Source organism: Clostridia bacterium (genome assembly GCA_017438525.1).
Taxonomy (GTDB): Bacteria; Bacillota; Clostridia; order Oscillospirales; family RGIG8002; genus RGIG8002.
The window spans coordinates 18,151-32,615 of record JAFRVI010000074.1 but is presented as its reverse complement, the minus strand read 5'-3'; the positions used below and the strand labels follow the sequence as shown (position 1 = coordinate 32,615).

The 14,465-nt window shown below is 62.4% G+C and carries 15 protein-coding genes and 1 tRNA gene; 15 read left to right on the top strand and 1 reads right to left on the bottom strand.

The window, feature by feature from the left end:
- Positions 1 to 80: 80 nt before the first annotated feature.
- A tRNA-Ser gene (locus tag IJL83_06720) sits at positions 81 to 169 on the bottom strand.
- 323 nt (positions 170 to 492) lie between these two features.
- Here IJL83_06720 and IJL83_06715 point away from each other — a divergent pair.
- The 15 genes from IJL83_06715 (at position 493) to argF (ending at position 14,449) form a co-directional block, all read left to right on the top strand.
- A complete protein-coding gene (locus IJL83_06715; protein MBQ6553287.1) occupies positions 493 to 1,578 on the top strand; it encodes an ATP phosphoribosyltransferase regulatory subunit in 1,086 nt (361 codons plus the stop codon).
- 1 nt (position 1,579) lies between these two features.
- Positions 1,580 to 2,200, top strand: a complete 621-nt coding sequence (locus IJL83_06710; GenBank protein MBQ6553286.1) for an ATP phosphoribosyltransferase — start codon at positions 1,580 to 1,582, stop codon at positions 2,198 to 2,200.
- Positions 2,197 to 3,474 carry a histidinol dehydrogenase gene (hisD, locus tag IJL83_06705; protein MBQ6553285.1) on the top strand — a complete coding sequence of 426 codons (1,278 nt, stop codon included), beginning with the start codon at positions 2,197 to 2,199 and terminating at the stop codon, positions 3,472 to 3,474. The genes IJL83_06710 and hisD overlap by 4 nt, the downstream gene beginning before the upstream one ends.
- Entirely contained in the window at positions 3,471 to 4,538 is a 1,068-nt protein-coding gene (locus IJL83_06700) for a histidinol-phosphate transaminase (GenBank protein MBQ6553284.1), read from the top strand. The genes hisD and IJL83_06700 overlap by 4 nt, the downstream gene beginning before the upstream one ends.
- The gene (gene hisB / locus IJL83_06695) at positions 4,535 to 5,122 is read left to right on the top strand and encodes an imidazoleglycerol-phosphate dehydratase HisB (protein ID MBQ6553283.1); all 588 of its coding nucleotides are present in this window, start codon (positions 4,535 to 4,537) and stop codon (positions 5,120 to 5,122) included. Before IJL83_06700 ends, hisB begins: the two co-directional genes overlap by 4 nt.
- Positions 5,119 to 5,745, top strand: coding sequence for an imidazole glycerol phosphate synthase subunit HisH (hisH, locus tag IJL83_06690; GenBank protein ID MBQ6553282.1), 627 nt, complete (start codon positions 5,119 to 5,121; stop codon positions 5,743 to 5,745). The genes hisB and hisH overlap by 4 nt, the downstream gene beginning before the upstream one ends.
- A gap of 16 nt (positions 5,746 to 5,761) precedes the next feature.
- Complete coding sequence (gene hisA, locus IJL83_06685) at positions 5,762 to 6,475, top strand: 1-(5-phosphoribosyl)-5-[(5-phosphoribosylamino)methylideneamino]imidazole-4-carboxamide isomerase (GenBank protein MBQ6553281.1); 714 nt, start codon at positions 5,762 to 5,764, stop codon at positions 6,473 to 6,475.
- Entirely contained in the window at positions 6,472 to 7,239 is a 768-nt protein-coding gene (gene hisF / locus IJL83_06680; protein MBQ6553280.1) for an imidazole glycerol phosphate synthase subunit HisF, read from the top strand. Before hisA ends, hisF begins: the two co-directional genes overlap by 4 nt.
- Complete coding sequence (locus IJL83_06675) at positions 7,236 to 7,889, top strand: bifunctional phosphoribosyl-AMP cyclohydrolase/phosphoribosyl-ATP diphosphatase HisIE (protein MBQ6553279.1); 654 nt, start codon at positions 7,236 to 7,238, stop codon at positions 7,887 to 7,889. The genes hisF and IJL83_06675 overlap by 4 nt, the downstream gene beginning before the upstream one ends.
- Before the next feature lie 211 nt (positions 7,890 to 8,100).
- The gene (locus IJL83_06670; protein MBQ6553278.1) at positions 8,101 to 9,330 is read left to right on the top strand and encodes an argininosuccinate synthase; all 1,230 of its coding nucleotides are present in this window, start codon (positions 8,101 to 8,103) and stop codon (positions 9,328 to 9,330) included.
- Between the two features lie 18 nt (positions 9,331 to 9,348).
- Positions 9,349 to 10,305, top strand: coding sequence for an N-acetyl-gamma-glutamyl-phosphate reductase (gene argC / locus IJL83_06665; protein MBQ6553277.1), 957 nt, complete (start codon positions 9,349 to 9,351; stop codon positions 10,303 to 10,305).
- Positions 10,298 to 11,521: a bifunctional glutamate N-acetyltransferase/amino-acid acetyltransferase ArgJ gene (argJ, locus tag IJL83_06660; GenBank protein MBQ6553276.1), complete on the top strand. Its 1,224-nt coding sequence runs from the start codon at positions 10,298 to 10,300 to the stop codon at positions 11,519 to 11,521. The genes argC and argJ overlap by 8 nt, the downstream gene beginning before the upstream one ends.
- On the top strand, positions 11,521 to 12,372 hold the full coding sequence (gene argB / locus IJL83_06655) for an acetylglutamate kinase (GenBank protein ID MBQ6553275.1): 852 nt from the start codon (positions 11,521 to 11,523) through the stop codon (positions 12,370 to 12,372). The genes argJ and argB overlap by 1 nt, the downstream gene beginning before the upstream one ends.
- An 11-nt stretch (positions 12,373 to 12,383) precedes the next feature.
- Positions 12,384 to 13,544: an acetylornithine/succinylornithine family transaminase gene (locus IJL83_06650; GenBank protein MBQ6553274.1), complete on the top strand. Its 1,161-nt coding sequence runs from the start codon at positions 12,384 to 12,386 to the stop codon at positions 13,542 to 13,544.
- On the top strand, positions 13,541 to 14,449 hold the full coding sequence (argF, locus tag IJL83_06645; protein ID MBQ6553273.1) for an ornithine carbamoyltransferase: 909 nt from the start codon (positions 13,541 to 13,543) through the stop codon (positions 14,447 to 14,449). Before IJL83_06650 ends, argF begins: the two co-directional genes overlap by 4 nt.
- Positions 14,450 to 14,465: the final 16 nt, after the last annotated feature.

Genomic DNA, 14,465 nt, shown 5'->3' with positions numbered 1-14,465 from the left:
CTTCGCTCGCTCCCTCCTTTTCGAATCCCTCCGATTCTACATTAAAAGCGCACGGCGCCCATTTGGGCGCCGTGCGCTTTTGGCGGAAGCGGTGGGATTCGAACCCACGAGACCTTGCGGTCTACCTGATTTCGAGTCAGGCCCGTTATGACCACTTCGATACGCTTCCGTATATTAACTTTTCATCCTCCGGCGGCGCTCGCAAACGTCCCCGCTTCGATACGCTTCCGTATTATCCGCCGCGCTTTCCGCGCGACCACGACCTATTTTACTTTATACCCCGCCGGTTGTCAAGTGTTTTTACGCTTTTCCTCTCCGCCGGAGTTCCGTTTTTTTGCTTTTTCTCATGCCCGAAACGCGGGATTTGAGAATTTTTGAAATTTTTTCATCACTTTACTTGACTAAATTGATAAAGTGTGATATAGTACGTCATATACTTCCGAACATATTAACGAAAACCGCGCGGAAACGCGCTGCGAGAGGTACTTGTCTATGATCTCCGACGCTTATGAAAACGGAATAAACGGACGCGACTTCGGCGCGCTTTACCGCAAGCTCGGCTACAAGCCGTTCCGCATGAACCGCTTTGAGGAATATTCGCTCTACGCCGAGAACCGCAGCTTTCTCGTCTGCGACAGCGTGATAACCTTCAACGACAGGCGCGGGCGCCTCATGGCGCTGAAGCCCGACGTCACGCTCTCCATCGCCAAAAGCTGCCGCGACGACGGCGGCACGTCGAAGTTTTACTACGACGAAAACGTCTACCGGCTCGACGACGCCTCCGGCGAGTTCCGCGAGATAATGCAGTCCGGCCTGGAATGCATGGGCGCGATCGACCTTTACTCCGAATGCGAGGTGCTTTCGCTCGCGGTAAAAAGTCTTGAGCTGATAAGCGGCGACTGCGTGCTGGACGTTTCGCACGTCGGGATACCGCAGGCGGTCATCGACGATGCGGGGCTCGACCGCGACGCCGCGCTGAAGCTGCTCGCCGCGAAAAACGCGCACGGTCTTCGCGCGCTCTGCGCGGAAAGCGGCGTTCCCGCCGCGAAGGCGGACGCGCTCGCGGAGCTGGCGCAGCTCTACGGCGGTTTCGCCGAGCTGCTGCCGCGCCTGCGTTCGCTCCTGCCCGAAGCCGCGCAGCCGGCGCTGGCGGAGCTCGAGCGCGTATACTCCGTGATGGACGCCGCCGGCGAAGCGGATAAGCTGCGGCTCGATTTCTCCGTCGTCAGCGACATGAGTTATTACAACGGGATAATCTTCCGCGGCTTCGTCAAGGGCGTCACCCGCGCGGTAATCTCCGGCGGCCGCTACGATAACCTTCTGAAGAAACTGGGCAAAAACGCGCAGGCGATCGGCTTCGCCGTCTACCGCGACACGCTCGCGGACCTCGACTGCGCGCCGGAATACGACGCGGATGTGCTGCTCCTCTGCGGCGACGCCGCGCCGGAGGAAACGATGCGCGCCGTGAAGGCGCTGAACGGCGCCGGAAAGAGCGTGCGCGTTTCGCGCGACGGCGCGGGACTCCGCTGCCGCGAGGTCAAAAAGCTCGTGAAAGGAGCGATAACCGATGCCGAATGAGATGCTTAACGTCGCGCTGCCGAAGGGGCGGCTCGGCGAAGCCGTCTACGAGCGCTTCGAGAAGGCCGGCTTCGGCTGTCCGTCGATACGCGAGGCAAACCGCAAGCTGATATTCGAGAATCCCGAAACGCGGGTGCGCTACTTCTGGGTAAAGCCCTCCGACGTCGCGATCTACGTCGAGCGCGGAGCTGCCGACTGCGGAGTCGCCGGCAGCGATATCCTGCTGGAGTACTCCCCCGACGTCTATGAGCTGCTCGACCTCGGGCTCGGTAAATGCCGGATGGCGGTCGCCGGCAAAAAGGGCTTCGCCGACAACACCGAGCGCGCCCTGCGCGTCGCGACCAAATTCCCCAACATCGCCCGCGATTTCTACATGAAAAAGGGCAGGCAGATAGACATCATCCGCCTCAACGGCTCCATCGAGCTCGCGCCGATACTCGGCATATCCGACGTCATCGTCGACATTGTCGAAACGGGCAAGACCCTGCTGGAAAACGACCTCGAGCCGTTCGAGGACATCGTTCCGATAAGCGCGCGGCTGATCGCAAACAAGGTCAGCTGCAAATTCAAGACGGACCTGATAAACGCCCTCGTCAGCGGGCTGGAAGGAGGCCTGAAATGATAAGGATACTCGACAGCGCCTCCGTGCCGCTCAGCGAGATACTGCTTCGCGAAAACGCCGTTTCCGGCGTGACCGACGCGGTGGCGAACATACTGCGCGAGGTGCGCGAACGCGGCGACGAAGCCGTGCGCGAATTCACCGAGCGCTTCGACCGCACGCGGCTCGACTCCTTCGAGCTGACCGCGGAGGAGTACGCCGGCGGCGCCGCGAAGGCGGATCCGCGGCTCGTCGCCGTCATGGAAAAGGCGGCGGCCAACATACGCGAATACCACTCCGCGCAGGTGCGCGGGTCGAGCGTAGTCAAGGAGCGCGACGGCATCGTGCTCGGGCAGCGCGTGGCGGGGCTCGCGAAGGTGCTGCTTTACGTTCCGGGCGGCACGGCGAGGTATCCCTCCTCCGTGCTGATGAACGCGATACCCGCCTCCCTCGCGGGAGTAGGCGAGATAATAATGACCACGCCGCCCTCCGCTGACGGCACCGTTCCGCCGGCGATACTCGCCGCCGCGAAGATAGCGGGCGTGCACCGCGTTTTCAAGCTCGGCGGAGCGCAGGCGGTCGCCGCCTTCGCCTACGGCACCGAAAGCGCGCCGCGGGTCGATAAGATCGTCGGACCGGGCAACGCCTTCGTCGCCGAAGCCAAGCGGCAGGTCTACGGGCTCGTCGCGATAGACATGATCGCCGGACCGAGCGAGATACTCGTCGTTTCCGACGGGAAGAACGACCCCCGCGTGCTCGCCGCCGACCTGCTCTCGCAGGCGGAGCACGACAGGAACGCGACCGCGGCGCTCGTCACCGTCAGCCGCGAAGAAGCCGAGGCGGTCAGCGCGGAGCTGGAGCGTCAGATACCGCTGCTCCCGCGCGCCGAGATCGCCCGCGCGTCAATAGACGGCAACGGCAAGATAATACTCGTATCCGACGTTGAGGCGGCGGTGGAAATGTCCAACGCGCTCGCGCCGGAGCATCTGGAGCTCGCGGTGGAGGACCCCTTCGCCCTGCTCCCGCTGGTGCGCGACGCCGGCTCGGTCTTCCTCGGCAGGAGCTGCCCGGAGCCGCTCGGCGACTACTTCTCCGGCACCAACCACACGCTCCCGACCGGAGGCACCGCCCGCTTCTCGAGCCCGCTCTCCGTCGACGATTTCTGCAAAAAGTCATCCTATACATACTACACGCCCGAAGCGCTCGACGCGGTATGCGACGACATCGCGTACTTCGCGCGCGCCGAGGGACTTGAAGCGCACGCGCGTTCGGCGCTTGCGCGGAGGGAGAAAGAATGAGCCGTTTCATGCTGCCGCGCCTCGAAGCGCTCGAGGCGTACGTCCCCGGCGAACAGCCGCGCGACCGCAAATACGTAAAGCTGAATACGAACGAATCGCCCTATCCGCCGTCGCCCTCCGTGCTCGAAGCGGTGAGCCGCGGCGAGCTTGAAGACCTGCGCCTATACTCAGACCCGACCTGCGCCGCGCTGAAGGCCGCGCTGGCGGACGAGTACGGCGTGAAGCCCGAAAACGTCTTCGTTTCCAACGGCTCGGACGAAACGCTCTCCTTCTTCTTCGCCGCCTACTGCGGCGGCGAGACCGCGGCGTACTGCCCGGAGATAAGCTACGGCTTCTACCCCGTTTTCGCGCAGTTTTACGGCGCGCCGTACAAGGCAGTGCCGATGGAGGACGACCTGTCGATAGACTACCGCCGCTTCCTCGGCGTCGACGGAAACGTCGTCATCGCCAACCCGAACGCGCCGACGGGGATCGCGCTGCCCGTTTCGCAGCTGCGCGAGATCGCGGAAAGCATTCCCGACCGCGTCCTCTGCGTCGACGAGGCCTACGTCGACTTCGGCGCGGAAAGCGCCCTGCCGCTGATAAAGGAGCTGCCGAACGTGCTCGTCGTGCGCACCTACTCCAAGTCGCGCTCGATGGCGGGCGCGCGGCTCGGCTTCGCCTTCGGCCCGCCGGAGATCATAGCCGACCTGGAGAAGCTGAAATACTCCTTCAACCCCTACAACGTCAACCGCCTGACGCAGCTCTGCGGCGCGGCCGCGCTCAAGGACGGCGGCTACTATCGCGACTGCTGCGCGAAGATAATCCGCGAACGCGAATATCTTTCGGGCGAGCTGAAGGCGCTCGGCGGCGAAACGACTCCGTCGGAGGCGAACTTCGTCTTCGTCCGCTTCCCCGGCTGCGACGGCGCGGAGCTCTGCGCGAAGCTGAAGGCGCGCGGCGTGCTCGTCAGGCATTTCAACGTACCGAAAATAAAAGATCATTTGAGAATAACCGTCGGCTCACGGAGCGAATGCGAAACACTCGTCTCCGCGCTGACCGAAATACTCGGAGGTGCAAAATGAGGACCGCTGAAATCAAAAGAAAGACCGCAGAGACCGATATCGCCGTTAAGCTGAATATAGACGGCAGCGGCAACGCCGCCGTTTCCACCGGAGTCGGCTTCCTCGACCACATGCTGACGCTCTTCGCGAAGCACGGCCGCTTCGACCTCGACGTAAAGTGCAAGGGCGACCTCAACGTCGACTTCCACCACACCGTCGAGGACGTCGCAATCTGCATCGGCAAGGCGTTCGGGCAGGCGCTCGGCGACAAGACGGGAATCACGCGCTACGGAAGCGTCATTCTGCCGATGGACGAGGCGCTCGTGCTCTGCGCGCTCGATATCTCCGGCCGCACCTTCCTCGCGCTCGACCTCGGCATACGGGCGAAGCGCATCGGCGACTTCGACGTGGAGCTTATAGAGGAGTTTTTCCACGGCTTCACGCGCGCCTGCCCCGTCACGCTTCACATAAAGAAGCTCGACGGGCGCAACTCGCATCACATCGCGGAGGCGGCGTTCAAGGCGTTCGGCAGAACGCTCTGCGCGGCCTGCGCGCTCGACGAACGGCTCGGCGGACGCATTCCGTCGACGAAAGGCATTTTATGACAGCGATAGTAGACTACGGCGTGGGCAACCTCTTTTCCCTCGCCTGCTCCTTCAAGGCCGTCGGCGCCGACGCGGTCGTCACCGGCGACGCGGAGGTCATACGCTCCGCCGACCGCGTGGTGCTCCCCGGAGTCGGCGCGTTCGCGGACGCGGCGGCGAAGCTGCGCGAAAGCGGACTGGACGCGGTCATCCGCGAGCAGGCCGCCGCTGGCAAGCCGCTGCTCGGCGTCTGCCTCGGTATGCAGCTTCTGTTTGACCGCAGCCGCGAATACGGCGAACACGAAGGGCTCGGGCTCATCCCCGGCGAGATCGTGCCGATCGCCTCGGCGCTTCCCGAAGGCGCCGACCTGAAAATCCCGCAGATCGGCTGGAACGCGCTGCGTTTCCCCGCCGGCAGGCCGAAAAGCCGCCTCTTCGCCGGAATAAACGAGGGCGACTGCGTTTACTTCGTCCACTCCTACTACGCAGCGACCGAGCCGCAGTACGTCTCCGCGTACACGGAGTACGGCGCGGAGCTGACCGCTTCAGCGGAGCGCGGCAGCGTCTACGGCATGCAGTTCCACCCCGAAAAAAGCGGCCGCGTGGGGCTCGCGATACTCTCCGCCTTCGCGGAGCTGAAATAGAAAGGGCATTTCTTTTATGGAGATTTTTCCCGCCATCGACATATACGGCGGCAAAGTCGTCCGGCTCATGCAGGGCGACTACGATAAGATGACCGTCTACTCCGACGACCCGCCCGCGTTCGCGAAAAAGTTCGCGGCGCAGGGGGCGAAGTTCCTGCACGCCGTCGACCTCGAGGGCGCGCGGGACGGCGGCACGCCGAACTTCGCGGTCGTAAAGCGCCTCGCCGCGACCTCCGGTCTGAAGGTCGAGATCGGCGGCGGCATCCGCTCCGCCGAGGTCGCCGAGAAGTACCTCGAGGCGGGCGTGTGGCGCGTGATACTCGGCACGGCCGCGGTCTCCGACCCCGGCCTGCTGCGGAAGCTCGTTTCCAAATGGGGCGAACGCGTCGCCGTCGGCGTCGACGTCAAGGACGGCTTCGTCGCGGTGCGCGGCTGGCGCGAGGTCAGCAGGCGCGAATGCTTCGAGTTCTGCGGCGAGCTGCAGGACGCCGGAGTGCGCTGCGTCATCTGCACCGACGTTTCCCGCGACGGTATGCTCGGCGGCTCGAACGCCGAACTTTACCGCCGGCTGACCGCCGAATACGATATGGATTTCGTCGCCTCGGGCGGCGTTTCGAGCGCCGGCGAGCTGAAAAAGCTCGCGGAAACGGGCGTTTACGGCGCGATACTCGGCCGCGCTCTCTACGAGGGGCGGCTGACGGTCGCCGAGGCATTGGAGGCGGTCAAATGATAACGAAACGCATCATTCCCTGCCTCGACGTCCGCGGCGGGCGCGTGGTCAAGGGGGTCAACTTCGAGGGGCTGCGAGACGTTTCCTCCCCTGTCGAGCTGGCTGAATACTACGACAAAAACGGCGCGGACGAGCTGGTCTTTTACGACATCACCGCTTCCGCCGAGGGGCGTTCGCTCTTCACCGACGCGCTGCGCGAAACCGCAGGCAAGGTTTTCATTCCGCTCACCGTCGGCGGCGGGATAAACACACTCGACGACTTCGACCGCGTGCTCAAATGCGGCGCGGACAAGGTCAGCGTCAACTCCGGCGCGATCCGCGATCCCTCGCTCATCGAAAAGGCGGCGAAGCGTTACGGCGACCAGTGCGTCGTCCTCTCCGTCGACTGCAAGCGCGTCGGCGGCAGATTCGTCGTCTTCGCGCGCGGAGGCCGCGACGACACCGGCATCGACGCGATCGAATGGGTAAAGCGCGGAGTCGCGTCCGGCGCGGGCGAGATAGTGCTCAACTCCATCGACACCGACGGAGTCAAGGGCGGCTTCGATATCGAAATGCTCCGCGACGTCTGCGGCGACGCCGGCGTTCCGGTCATCGCTTCCGGCGGCGCGGGCAGCATAGAGGACTTCGTCACCCTCTTCCGCGAAGCGCCGAACGTCGACGCGGGACTCGCCGCTTCGATATTCCACTTCCGCGAAGTGACGATCCCCGATCTTAAAAACGCGCTCGCCGAAGCGGGCGTGAACGTCCGGAGGGTAAAAGTATGAAACTGATAAACGCAAACGAACTGAAATACGGCGCCGACGGTCTGATCCCCGCGGTCGTCGTCGACGCCGAGACCGGCAAGGTGCTCACCGTCGCCTATATGAACGCCGAATCGCTCGAAATCACGATGAAGGAGGGGCGCACCTGCTTCTGGTCGCGTTCGCGCGGCGAGCTCTGGCGCAAGGGCGAGACCTCCGGCAACGTTCAACGCGTCGTCGATATCACCGCCGACTGCGACCTCGACGCGCTGCTCGTACGCGTCAAAAAGGAGGGGCCCGCCTGCCACACCGGCAGCGACAGCTGCTTCTTCAACGCCGTCTACGTTTCCGACGAAAACTCCGCCTTCTCCCTCGACGCGCTTATGGAGCTCATCAAGGGACGCAAGACCGACAAAAAGGAAGGCAGCTACACCACCTACCTCTTCGAAAAAGGCATAGACAAGATACTGAAAAAGATCGGCGAGGAATCCACCGAGGTCATCGTCGCCGGCAAGGGCGGCGACCGCGCCGAAACGATATACGAGATCGCCGACCTCTGCTACCACGTCATGGTGCTGATGGCGGAAATGGGCATCTCCAACGACGAAATACTCCGCGAGCTCGCTTCGCGCCACGTCATCGATAAAAAGGTCAAGCAGGAGAAGATGGTCTGACCTTCCCGAAATATGCGATAAAAACACGGGCGTCCGTGTTTATATTCATTTTTTGAACGTAAATATACACTTTTGGTCAAATATTCCATAACTTCGGTATATATTGAGACGATTTAGTGTAAATTTTTTCATTTTTACTATTGACAAATCCGAATATGCGAGTATAATTATTCACATAATTTGAATAATTTACACATTCGGAGGCAACAAAATGAAAAAATCAGACATCAAAAAGGTAGTTCTTGCATATTCCGGCGGACTTGATACTTCGATAATCATTCCGTGGCTGAAAGAGAATTACAACAACTGCGAAGTTATCGCCGTTTCCGGCAACGTCGGCCAGGGCACCGAGCTCGACGGCCTCGAGGAGAAAGCGCTGAAGACCGGCGCTTCCAAGCTCTATATCGAGGATCTGCGCAAGGAGTTCGTCGAGGATTACATCTTCCCGACCGTCAAGGCGGGCGCCGTATACGAGGGCGACTACCTGCTCGGCACCTCCTTCGCCCGTCCCTCCATCGCCAAGCGCATCGTCGAGATCGCGAAGGCGGAGGGCGCGGACGCCATCTGCCACGGCTGCACCGGCAAGGGCAACGACCAGGTCCGCTTCGAGCTGACGATAAAGGCGTTCGCTCCCGATATGGCGGTCATCGCCCCCTGGCGCGAATGGGACATCAAGAGCCGCGAGGAAGAGATCGAATACGCCGAAGCGCACGACATACCGCTGAAGATCAACCGCGAGACGAACTATTCCAAGGACAAAAACCTCTGGCACCTCTCGCACGAGGGACTCGACCTCGAGGATCCCGCCAACGAGCCGCAGTACAACAAGCCCGGCTTCCTCGAAATGTGCGTTTCGCCCGAGCAGGCGCCCGACGAGCCGACCTATATGACGCTTCACTTCGAGAAGGGTATCCCCACCGCGATAGACGGCGTTGAGTACGGCCCCGTCGAGCTCGTGGAGAAACTCAACGAGCTGGGCGGCAAGAACGGCATCGGCCTCGCCGACCTCGTGGAAAACCGCCTCGTCGGAATGAAGAGCCGCGGCGTTTACGAAACTCCCGGCGGCACGATCCTCTTCCGCGCCCATCAGGTGCTCGAAACGATCACCCTCGACCGCGACACCCAGCATTATAAGGAGCTCGTCGCGCAGAAGTTCGCCGAGCTCGTCTACTTCGGCCAGTGGTTCACGCCGCTGCGCGAGGCGCTCTCCGCCTTCGTCGACAAGACGCAGGAGACCGTCACCGGCGACGTCAAGCTCAAGCTCTACAAGGGCAACATCATCAACGCCGGAGTCACCTCCCCCTACTCCCTCTACGATCCGGAGATCGCCACCTTCGACGAGGACGAGGTCTATAACCAGGCGGACAGCGCGGGCTTCATCAACCTCTTCGGACTGCCCGTGAAGGTCGCCGCCAAGGCGAAGGCGAAATACCAGAAATAACACGGAAAGCGAAAATCCATGCTGAACAAACCGGTCATAAAAGTATTCATAGACGGCAGCGCCGGAACGACGGGACTGCGCATCAACGAACGCCTGCGCGGGCTCGGCGGAGTCGAACCGCTGACGCTCCCCGAGGAGCTGCGCAAGGACGTTTCCGCGCGCACGGAGGCGATAGCCGCCGCGGACGTCGCGGTGCTCTGCCTGCCGGACGACGCCGCGAGGGAGGCCGCCGCGATAGCCGATTCCGTCGGCACCGCGGTGATCGACGCCTCCACCGCGCACCGCGTCGCGCCCGGGTGGGCGTACGGCTTCCCGGAGCTTTCCGCCGCGCACAGAAGCGCCGTTAAAAGCTCGAACCGCGTCGCCGTTCCCGGCTGCCACGCGAGCGGCTTCGTCGCGCTGGTCTTCCCCCTCGTCGAGGCGGGCGTCATACCGGCGGACGCGGAACTGACGGCGTTTTCGCTGACCGGATACAGCGGCGGCGGCAAGAAGATGATCGCCGAGTATCAGTCCGGAGCGCGCTCCGCGCTTTACGGCGCGCCGAGGCAGTACGCGCTCGGGCAGACGCACAAGCACCTGCCGGAGATGGCGGCGGTCACGGGGCTGGAAAAAGCCCCCGCCTTCTGCCCGATCGTCGCGGATTTCTACAGCGGCATGGAGGTCACCGTCCCGCTCTTCGCCGACGCGATAAACGGCGGGGTCGACGGGATAAAAGAGATTTATAAATCTAAGTACCGCGGGCCCGTCGTCAACTATACGGACAGCCCCGACGCCGACGGATTCCTTTCCGCCGCGGCGTTCTCGGGCAGGGACGACATGGCGGTAAGCGTTTTCGGCAACGGCGAGCGGATACTGCTCACGGCGAGGTTCGACAACCTCGGCAAGGGCGCTTCCGGTGCCGCCGTGCAGTGTCTGAACGTCATGCGCGGCGCCGATGAGACCGCGGGACTCGTTATCGGAGGCAGTTATGAGTGATTTCAAGCATATACCGGGCGGCGTATGCGCCGCTAAGGGCTTTAAGGCAAACGGAGTACACTGCGGCATCCGCCGCAGTCAGAGTAAGCGCGATCTCGCGCTGATCTGGTCGGAAACTCCCGCCGCGGCCGCCGCCGTCTACACGACCAACCTCGTGAAAGGCGCGCCTATCGCGGTCACGAAGGCGAATATATCCGACGGCTTCGCCAGAGCGGTCATCTGCAACAGCGGCAACGCCAACACCTGCAACGCGAACGGAGTCGAGATCGCGGAGCAGACCTGCGCGCTGCTCGCCGAAAAGCTCGGCGTTTCCGCCTCCGACGTCATCGTCGCCTCCACCGGCGTCATCGGTCAGCCGCTCGATATAGCGCCGATCGCATCCGGCATCCCCGCCCTCTGCGAAGGGCTCGCCGGCAACGGCTCCGACCTCGCCGCCGAAGCGATAATGACCACCGACACGAAGCTGAAATCCGTCGCCGTTTCGTTCGATATCGGCGGAACCGAATGCCGCATCGGCGGCATCGCGAAGGGCAGCGGAATGATACATCCGAATATGGCGACGATGCTCGTTTTCGTCACCACCGACTGCGCGATAACACCCGCGATGCTTCAGAAGGCGTTGAGCGAAGACGTCAAGGATTCGTTCAATATGATAAGCGTCGACGGCGACACCTCCACCAACGACATGGTCAGCGTCATGGCAAACGGCGCGGCGGGCAACCCCGTCATCGACGCCGAAGGCGCGGAGTTCGAAACCTTCCGCGCCGCGCTCGCGGAAGTCACCGTTTCGCTCTGCAAAATGATCGCCGGCGACGGCGAGGGCGCGACGAAGCTGCTTGAATGCAGCGTCACCGGCGCCGCGGACGCCGCTTCCGCGAAGACGGTCGCGAAAAGCGTGATATGCTCCTCCCTGCTGAAAGCCGCGATGTTCGGCGCCGACGCCAACTGGGGCCGCGTGCTCTGCGCCGTCGGCTACAGCGGAGTCGATACCGACGTTTCAAAGATAGGCGTTTCCTTCGCCTCCGGCGCCGGAGAGATCGAAGTCTGCAGAAACGGCGCCGGCGTGGAGTTTTCGGAAGAGAAAGCCAAAGAGATACTCTCGCAGAGCGAGATAAAAATAACCGTGTCGCTGGGCGACGGAAACGCCTCCGCTGTCGCGTGGGGCTGCGACCTGACCTACGACTACGTGAAGATCAACGGAGATTACAGAACGTGATGAACATTTCAAACGCCGCGCGCGCCGAGATACTTACTCAGGCGCTCCCCTACATCCGCGAATACTACGATAAGACCGTCGTCGTCAAATACGGCGGCAACGCGATGATAAACGAAGAGCTGAAGGAGGCCGTCATGGGCGACCTCGTTCTGCTTTCGCTTATCGGAATAAAGGTCGTGCTCGTCCACGGCGGCGGGCCGGAGATAACCGAAACGCTCGCAAAGATCGGTAAGAAAAGCGAGTTCGTCAACGGCCTGCGCGTCACCGACAAGGAAACCGTCGACGTCGTGCAGATGGTGCTGGCGGGCAAGATAAACAAGAACCTCGTCAACCTGCTCGAAGGCAAGGGCGGCCGCGCGATGGGACTCTGCGGCATAGACGGACACATGCTCCGCGCCAGGCCGATACGCGCCGAGCTCGGCTACGTCGGCGAGATAACCGAGGTGGATATCAAGCCGATAAACGACCTGCTCGAAAAGGGCTATATCCCGGTCGTTTCCTCCGTCGGCTGCGATGAGGACGGCAACGTCTACAACATCAACGCGGACAGCGCCGCCGCCGCGATAGCGGGCGCGGTGAACGCCGAATGCCTCATCTCCATGACCGACATCAGCGGCATTCTGCGCGATAAGGACGACCCCTCCACGCTTATTCCGCAGGTCACGGTCGCCGAGGCGCCGCAGCTCGTCAGGGACGGCGTCATCTCCGGCGGCATGATCCCGAAGATCGACTGCTGCATAGAGGCGATAAACAAGGGCGTCCGCAAGGTCTTCATCATCGACGGCCGCGTTCCGCACGCGATACTGATAGAAATACTCACCGACGAAGGCGTCGGCACTATGATAATCTGACGGGTGAAGCCATGGATACCGTACGCAAGGATAACGAATATATCGCGAACACCTACTCGCGCTTTCCGCTCACGCTGACGCGCGGGCGGGGTTCCCTTTTATATGACGAAAACGGGAAAGAATACGTAGACCTCGGCACCGGCATCGCGGTCAACGGCTTCGGCGTCGCCGACTCCGTCTGGGCGGGCGCGGTGACGATGCAGCTCAACACCCTGCCGCATACGTCGAACCTCTACTACTCCGCCCCCTGCGCCGAGCTCGCCGAGGAGCTTTGCAAGCGCACCGGGATGAAAAAGGTCTTTTTCTCCAACAGCGGCGCCGAGGCGAACGAATGCGCGATAAAGACCGCGCGGAAGTACGCGGAGGATAAGGGCAACGCCGGAGCGAAGATAATCACGCTGAAAAACAGCTTCCACGGCCGCACCCTCGCGACTCTCGCCGCGACCGGACAGGATTCCTTCCACAAGGACTTCCTGCCCGTCACCCCCGGCTTCGCGTACGTCGATCCGGCATCGCCCGAAGCGCTCGAAGCCGCCGTCGCCGAAGGCGGCGTATGCGCGATAATGATAGAGGTCGTGCAGGGCGAGGGTGGCGTAGTGCCGCTGAAGCCCGAGTTCGCGGCGAAGGCCGCTTCGCTCGCCGCGGAAAACGATATCCTGCTCATCTGCGACGAGGTGCAGATCGGCAACGGCCGCAGCGGCGCGCTTTACGGCTACATGAACTACGGGCTGAAGCCCGATATCGTCACCACCGCGAAGGGACTCGGCGGAGGCCTTCCCATCGGCGCGACGCTGCTGGGCGAAAAGGTGAAGGACACCCTCACCCCCGGCTCCCACGGCTCCACCTTCGGCGGCAACCCCGTCTGCTGCGCCGGCGCGCTCTCGATAATCAAGCGCATCGACGATAAGCTCCTCGCCGGAGTCCGCGAACGGAGCGAGTATATCTTCTCCGAGCTTTCCGGCGCGAAGGGCGTCGTTTCCGTCAGCGGTATGGGGCTGATGATCGGAGTCGAGACCGTCCGTCCCGCCGCCGACGTCATCGCCGACTGCATGGCGGAGGGCGTGCTCGTGATAAAAGCGAAAAACAAGGTCCGGCTGCTGCCGGCGCTGAACATACCGACGGAGCTGCTTAAAGCCGCCGTCAGAACGCTCAAGGAGGTCTGCGCAAAATGAAACATCTGCTCAAACTCGCCGACTGGTCGGGCGAAGAAATAATCGCAACGCTCGACCTCGCGGATAAGCTCAAAAAGGAAAAGAAAGCCGGCGTTCCCCACCACGTCCTCGCGGGAAAAACGCTCGGAATGATATTCTCGAAGGCGTCCACGCGTACCCGCGTTTCCTTCGAGGTCGGAATGTACGACCTCGGCGGCAGCGCGCTCTTCCTCTCCTCCCACGACCTGCAGATCGGGCGCGGAGAACCGGTCGAAGACACCGCGCGCGTGCTTTCGCGCTTCCTCGACGGGATAATGATACGCACCTTCGAACAGAAGGAGGTCGAGGACCTCGCGAAGTACGGCAGCATCCCGATAATCAACGGGCTGACCGACTACTGCCATCCCTGCCAGGTGCTCGCCGACCTGATGACGATACGCGAACACCGCGGCGCGCTCGCCGGCAACAAGCTCTGCTTCGTCGGCGACGGGAACAATATGGCCAACTCCCTCATCGTAGGCGGCATAAAGACCGGGATGAAGGTCGCGATCGCCTGCCCCTCCACGCACAAGCCGGACGCGGCGCTTATGAAGTGGGCGGCGGAAAACGGCGATTTCACCTGCACCGAGAGCGTGCTTGAAGCCGCCGAGGGCGCGGACGTGCTCTACACCGACGTGTGGGCTTCGATGGGCCAGGAGGGCGAAGCGGACGAGCGCAAGCTCGCCTTCGCCGGATACTGCGTCGACGATGCCGTCATGGCGGTCGCCAAGAGCGACGCGATGGTGCAGCACTGCCTGCCCGCGCACCGCGGGGAGGAGATCACGGCCGAAGTCTTCGAGGCGCACGCCGGCGAGATCTTCGACGAGGCGGAGAACCGCCTGCACGCGCAGAAGGCGGTGCTCGTGCGCTGCCTCGGCGCAGAATAACGCGAAAAGCGGGTTT

Bases quoted from the DNA above. Each gene is read 5' to 3' on its own strand.
- IJL83_06715 (MBQ6553287.1), top strand. From the start codon at position 493: ATGATCTCCGACGCTTATGAAAACGGAATAAACGGACGCGACTTCGGC.
- IJL83_06710 (MBQ6553286.1), top strand. From the start codon at position 1,580: ATGCTTAACGTCGCGCTGCCGAAGGGGCGGCTCGGCGAAGCCGTCTAC.
- hisD (MBQ6553285.1), top strand. From the start codon at position 2,197: ATGATAAGGATACTCGACAGCGCCTCCGTGCCGCTCAGCGAGATACTG.
- IJL83_06700 (MBQ6553284.1), top strand. From the start codon at position 3,471: ATGAGCCGTTTCATGCTGCCGCGCCTCGAAGCGCTCGAGGCGTACGTC.
- hisB (MBQ6553283.1), top strand. From the start codon at position 4,535: ATGAGGACCGCTGAAATCAAAAGAAAGACCGCAGAGACCGATATCGCC.
- hisH (MBQ6553282.1), top strand. From the start codon at position 5,119: ATGACAGCGATAGTAGACTACGGCGTGGGCAACCTCTTTTCCCTCGCC.
- hisA (MBQ6553281.1), top strand. From the start codon at position 5,762: ATGGAGATTTTTCCCGCCATCGACATATACGGCGGCAAAGTCGTCCGG.
- hisF (MBQ6553280.1), top strand. From the start codon at position 6,472: ATGATAACGAAACGCATCATTCCCTGCCTCGACGTCCGCGGCGGGCGC.
- IJL83_06675 (MBQ6553279.1), top strand. From the start codon at position 7,236: ATGAAACTGATAAACGCAAACGAACTGAAATACGGCGCCGACGGTCTG.
- IJL83_06670 (MBQ6553278.1), top strand. From the start codon at position 8,101: ATGAAAAAATCAGACATCAAAAAGGTAGTTCTTGCATATTCCGGCGGA.
- argC (MBQ6553277.1), top strand. From the start codon at position 9,349: ATGCTGAACAAACCGGTCATAAAAGTATTCATAGACGGCAGCGCCGGA.
- argJ (MBQ6553276.1), top strand. From the start codon at position 10,298: ATGAGTGATTTCAAGCATATACCGGGCGGCGTATGCGCCGCTAAGGGC.
- argB (MBQ6553275.1), top strand. From the start codon at position 11,521: ATGAACATTTCAAACGCCGCGCGCGCCGAGATACTTACTCAGGCGCTC.
- IJL83_06650 (MBQ6553274.1), top strand. From the start codon at position 12,384: ATGGATACCGTACGCAAGGATAACGAATATATCGCGAACACCTACTCG.
- argF (MBQ6553273.1), top strand. From the start codon at position 13,541: ATGAAACATCTGCTCAAACTCGCCGACTGGTCGGGCGAAGAAATAATC.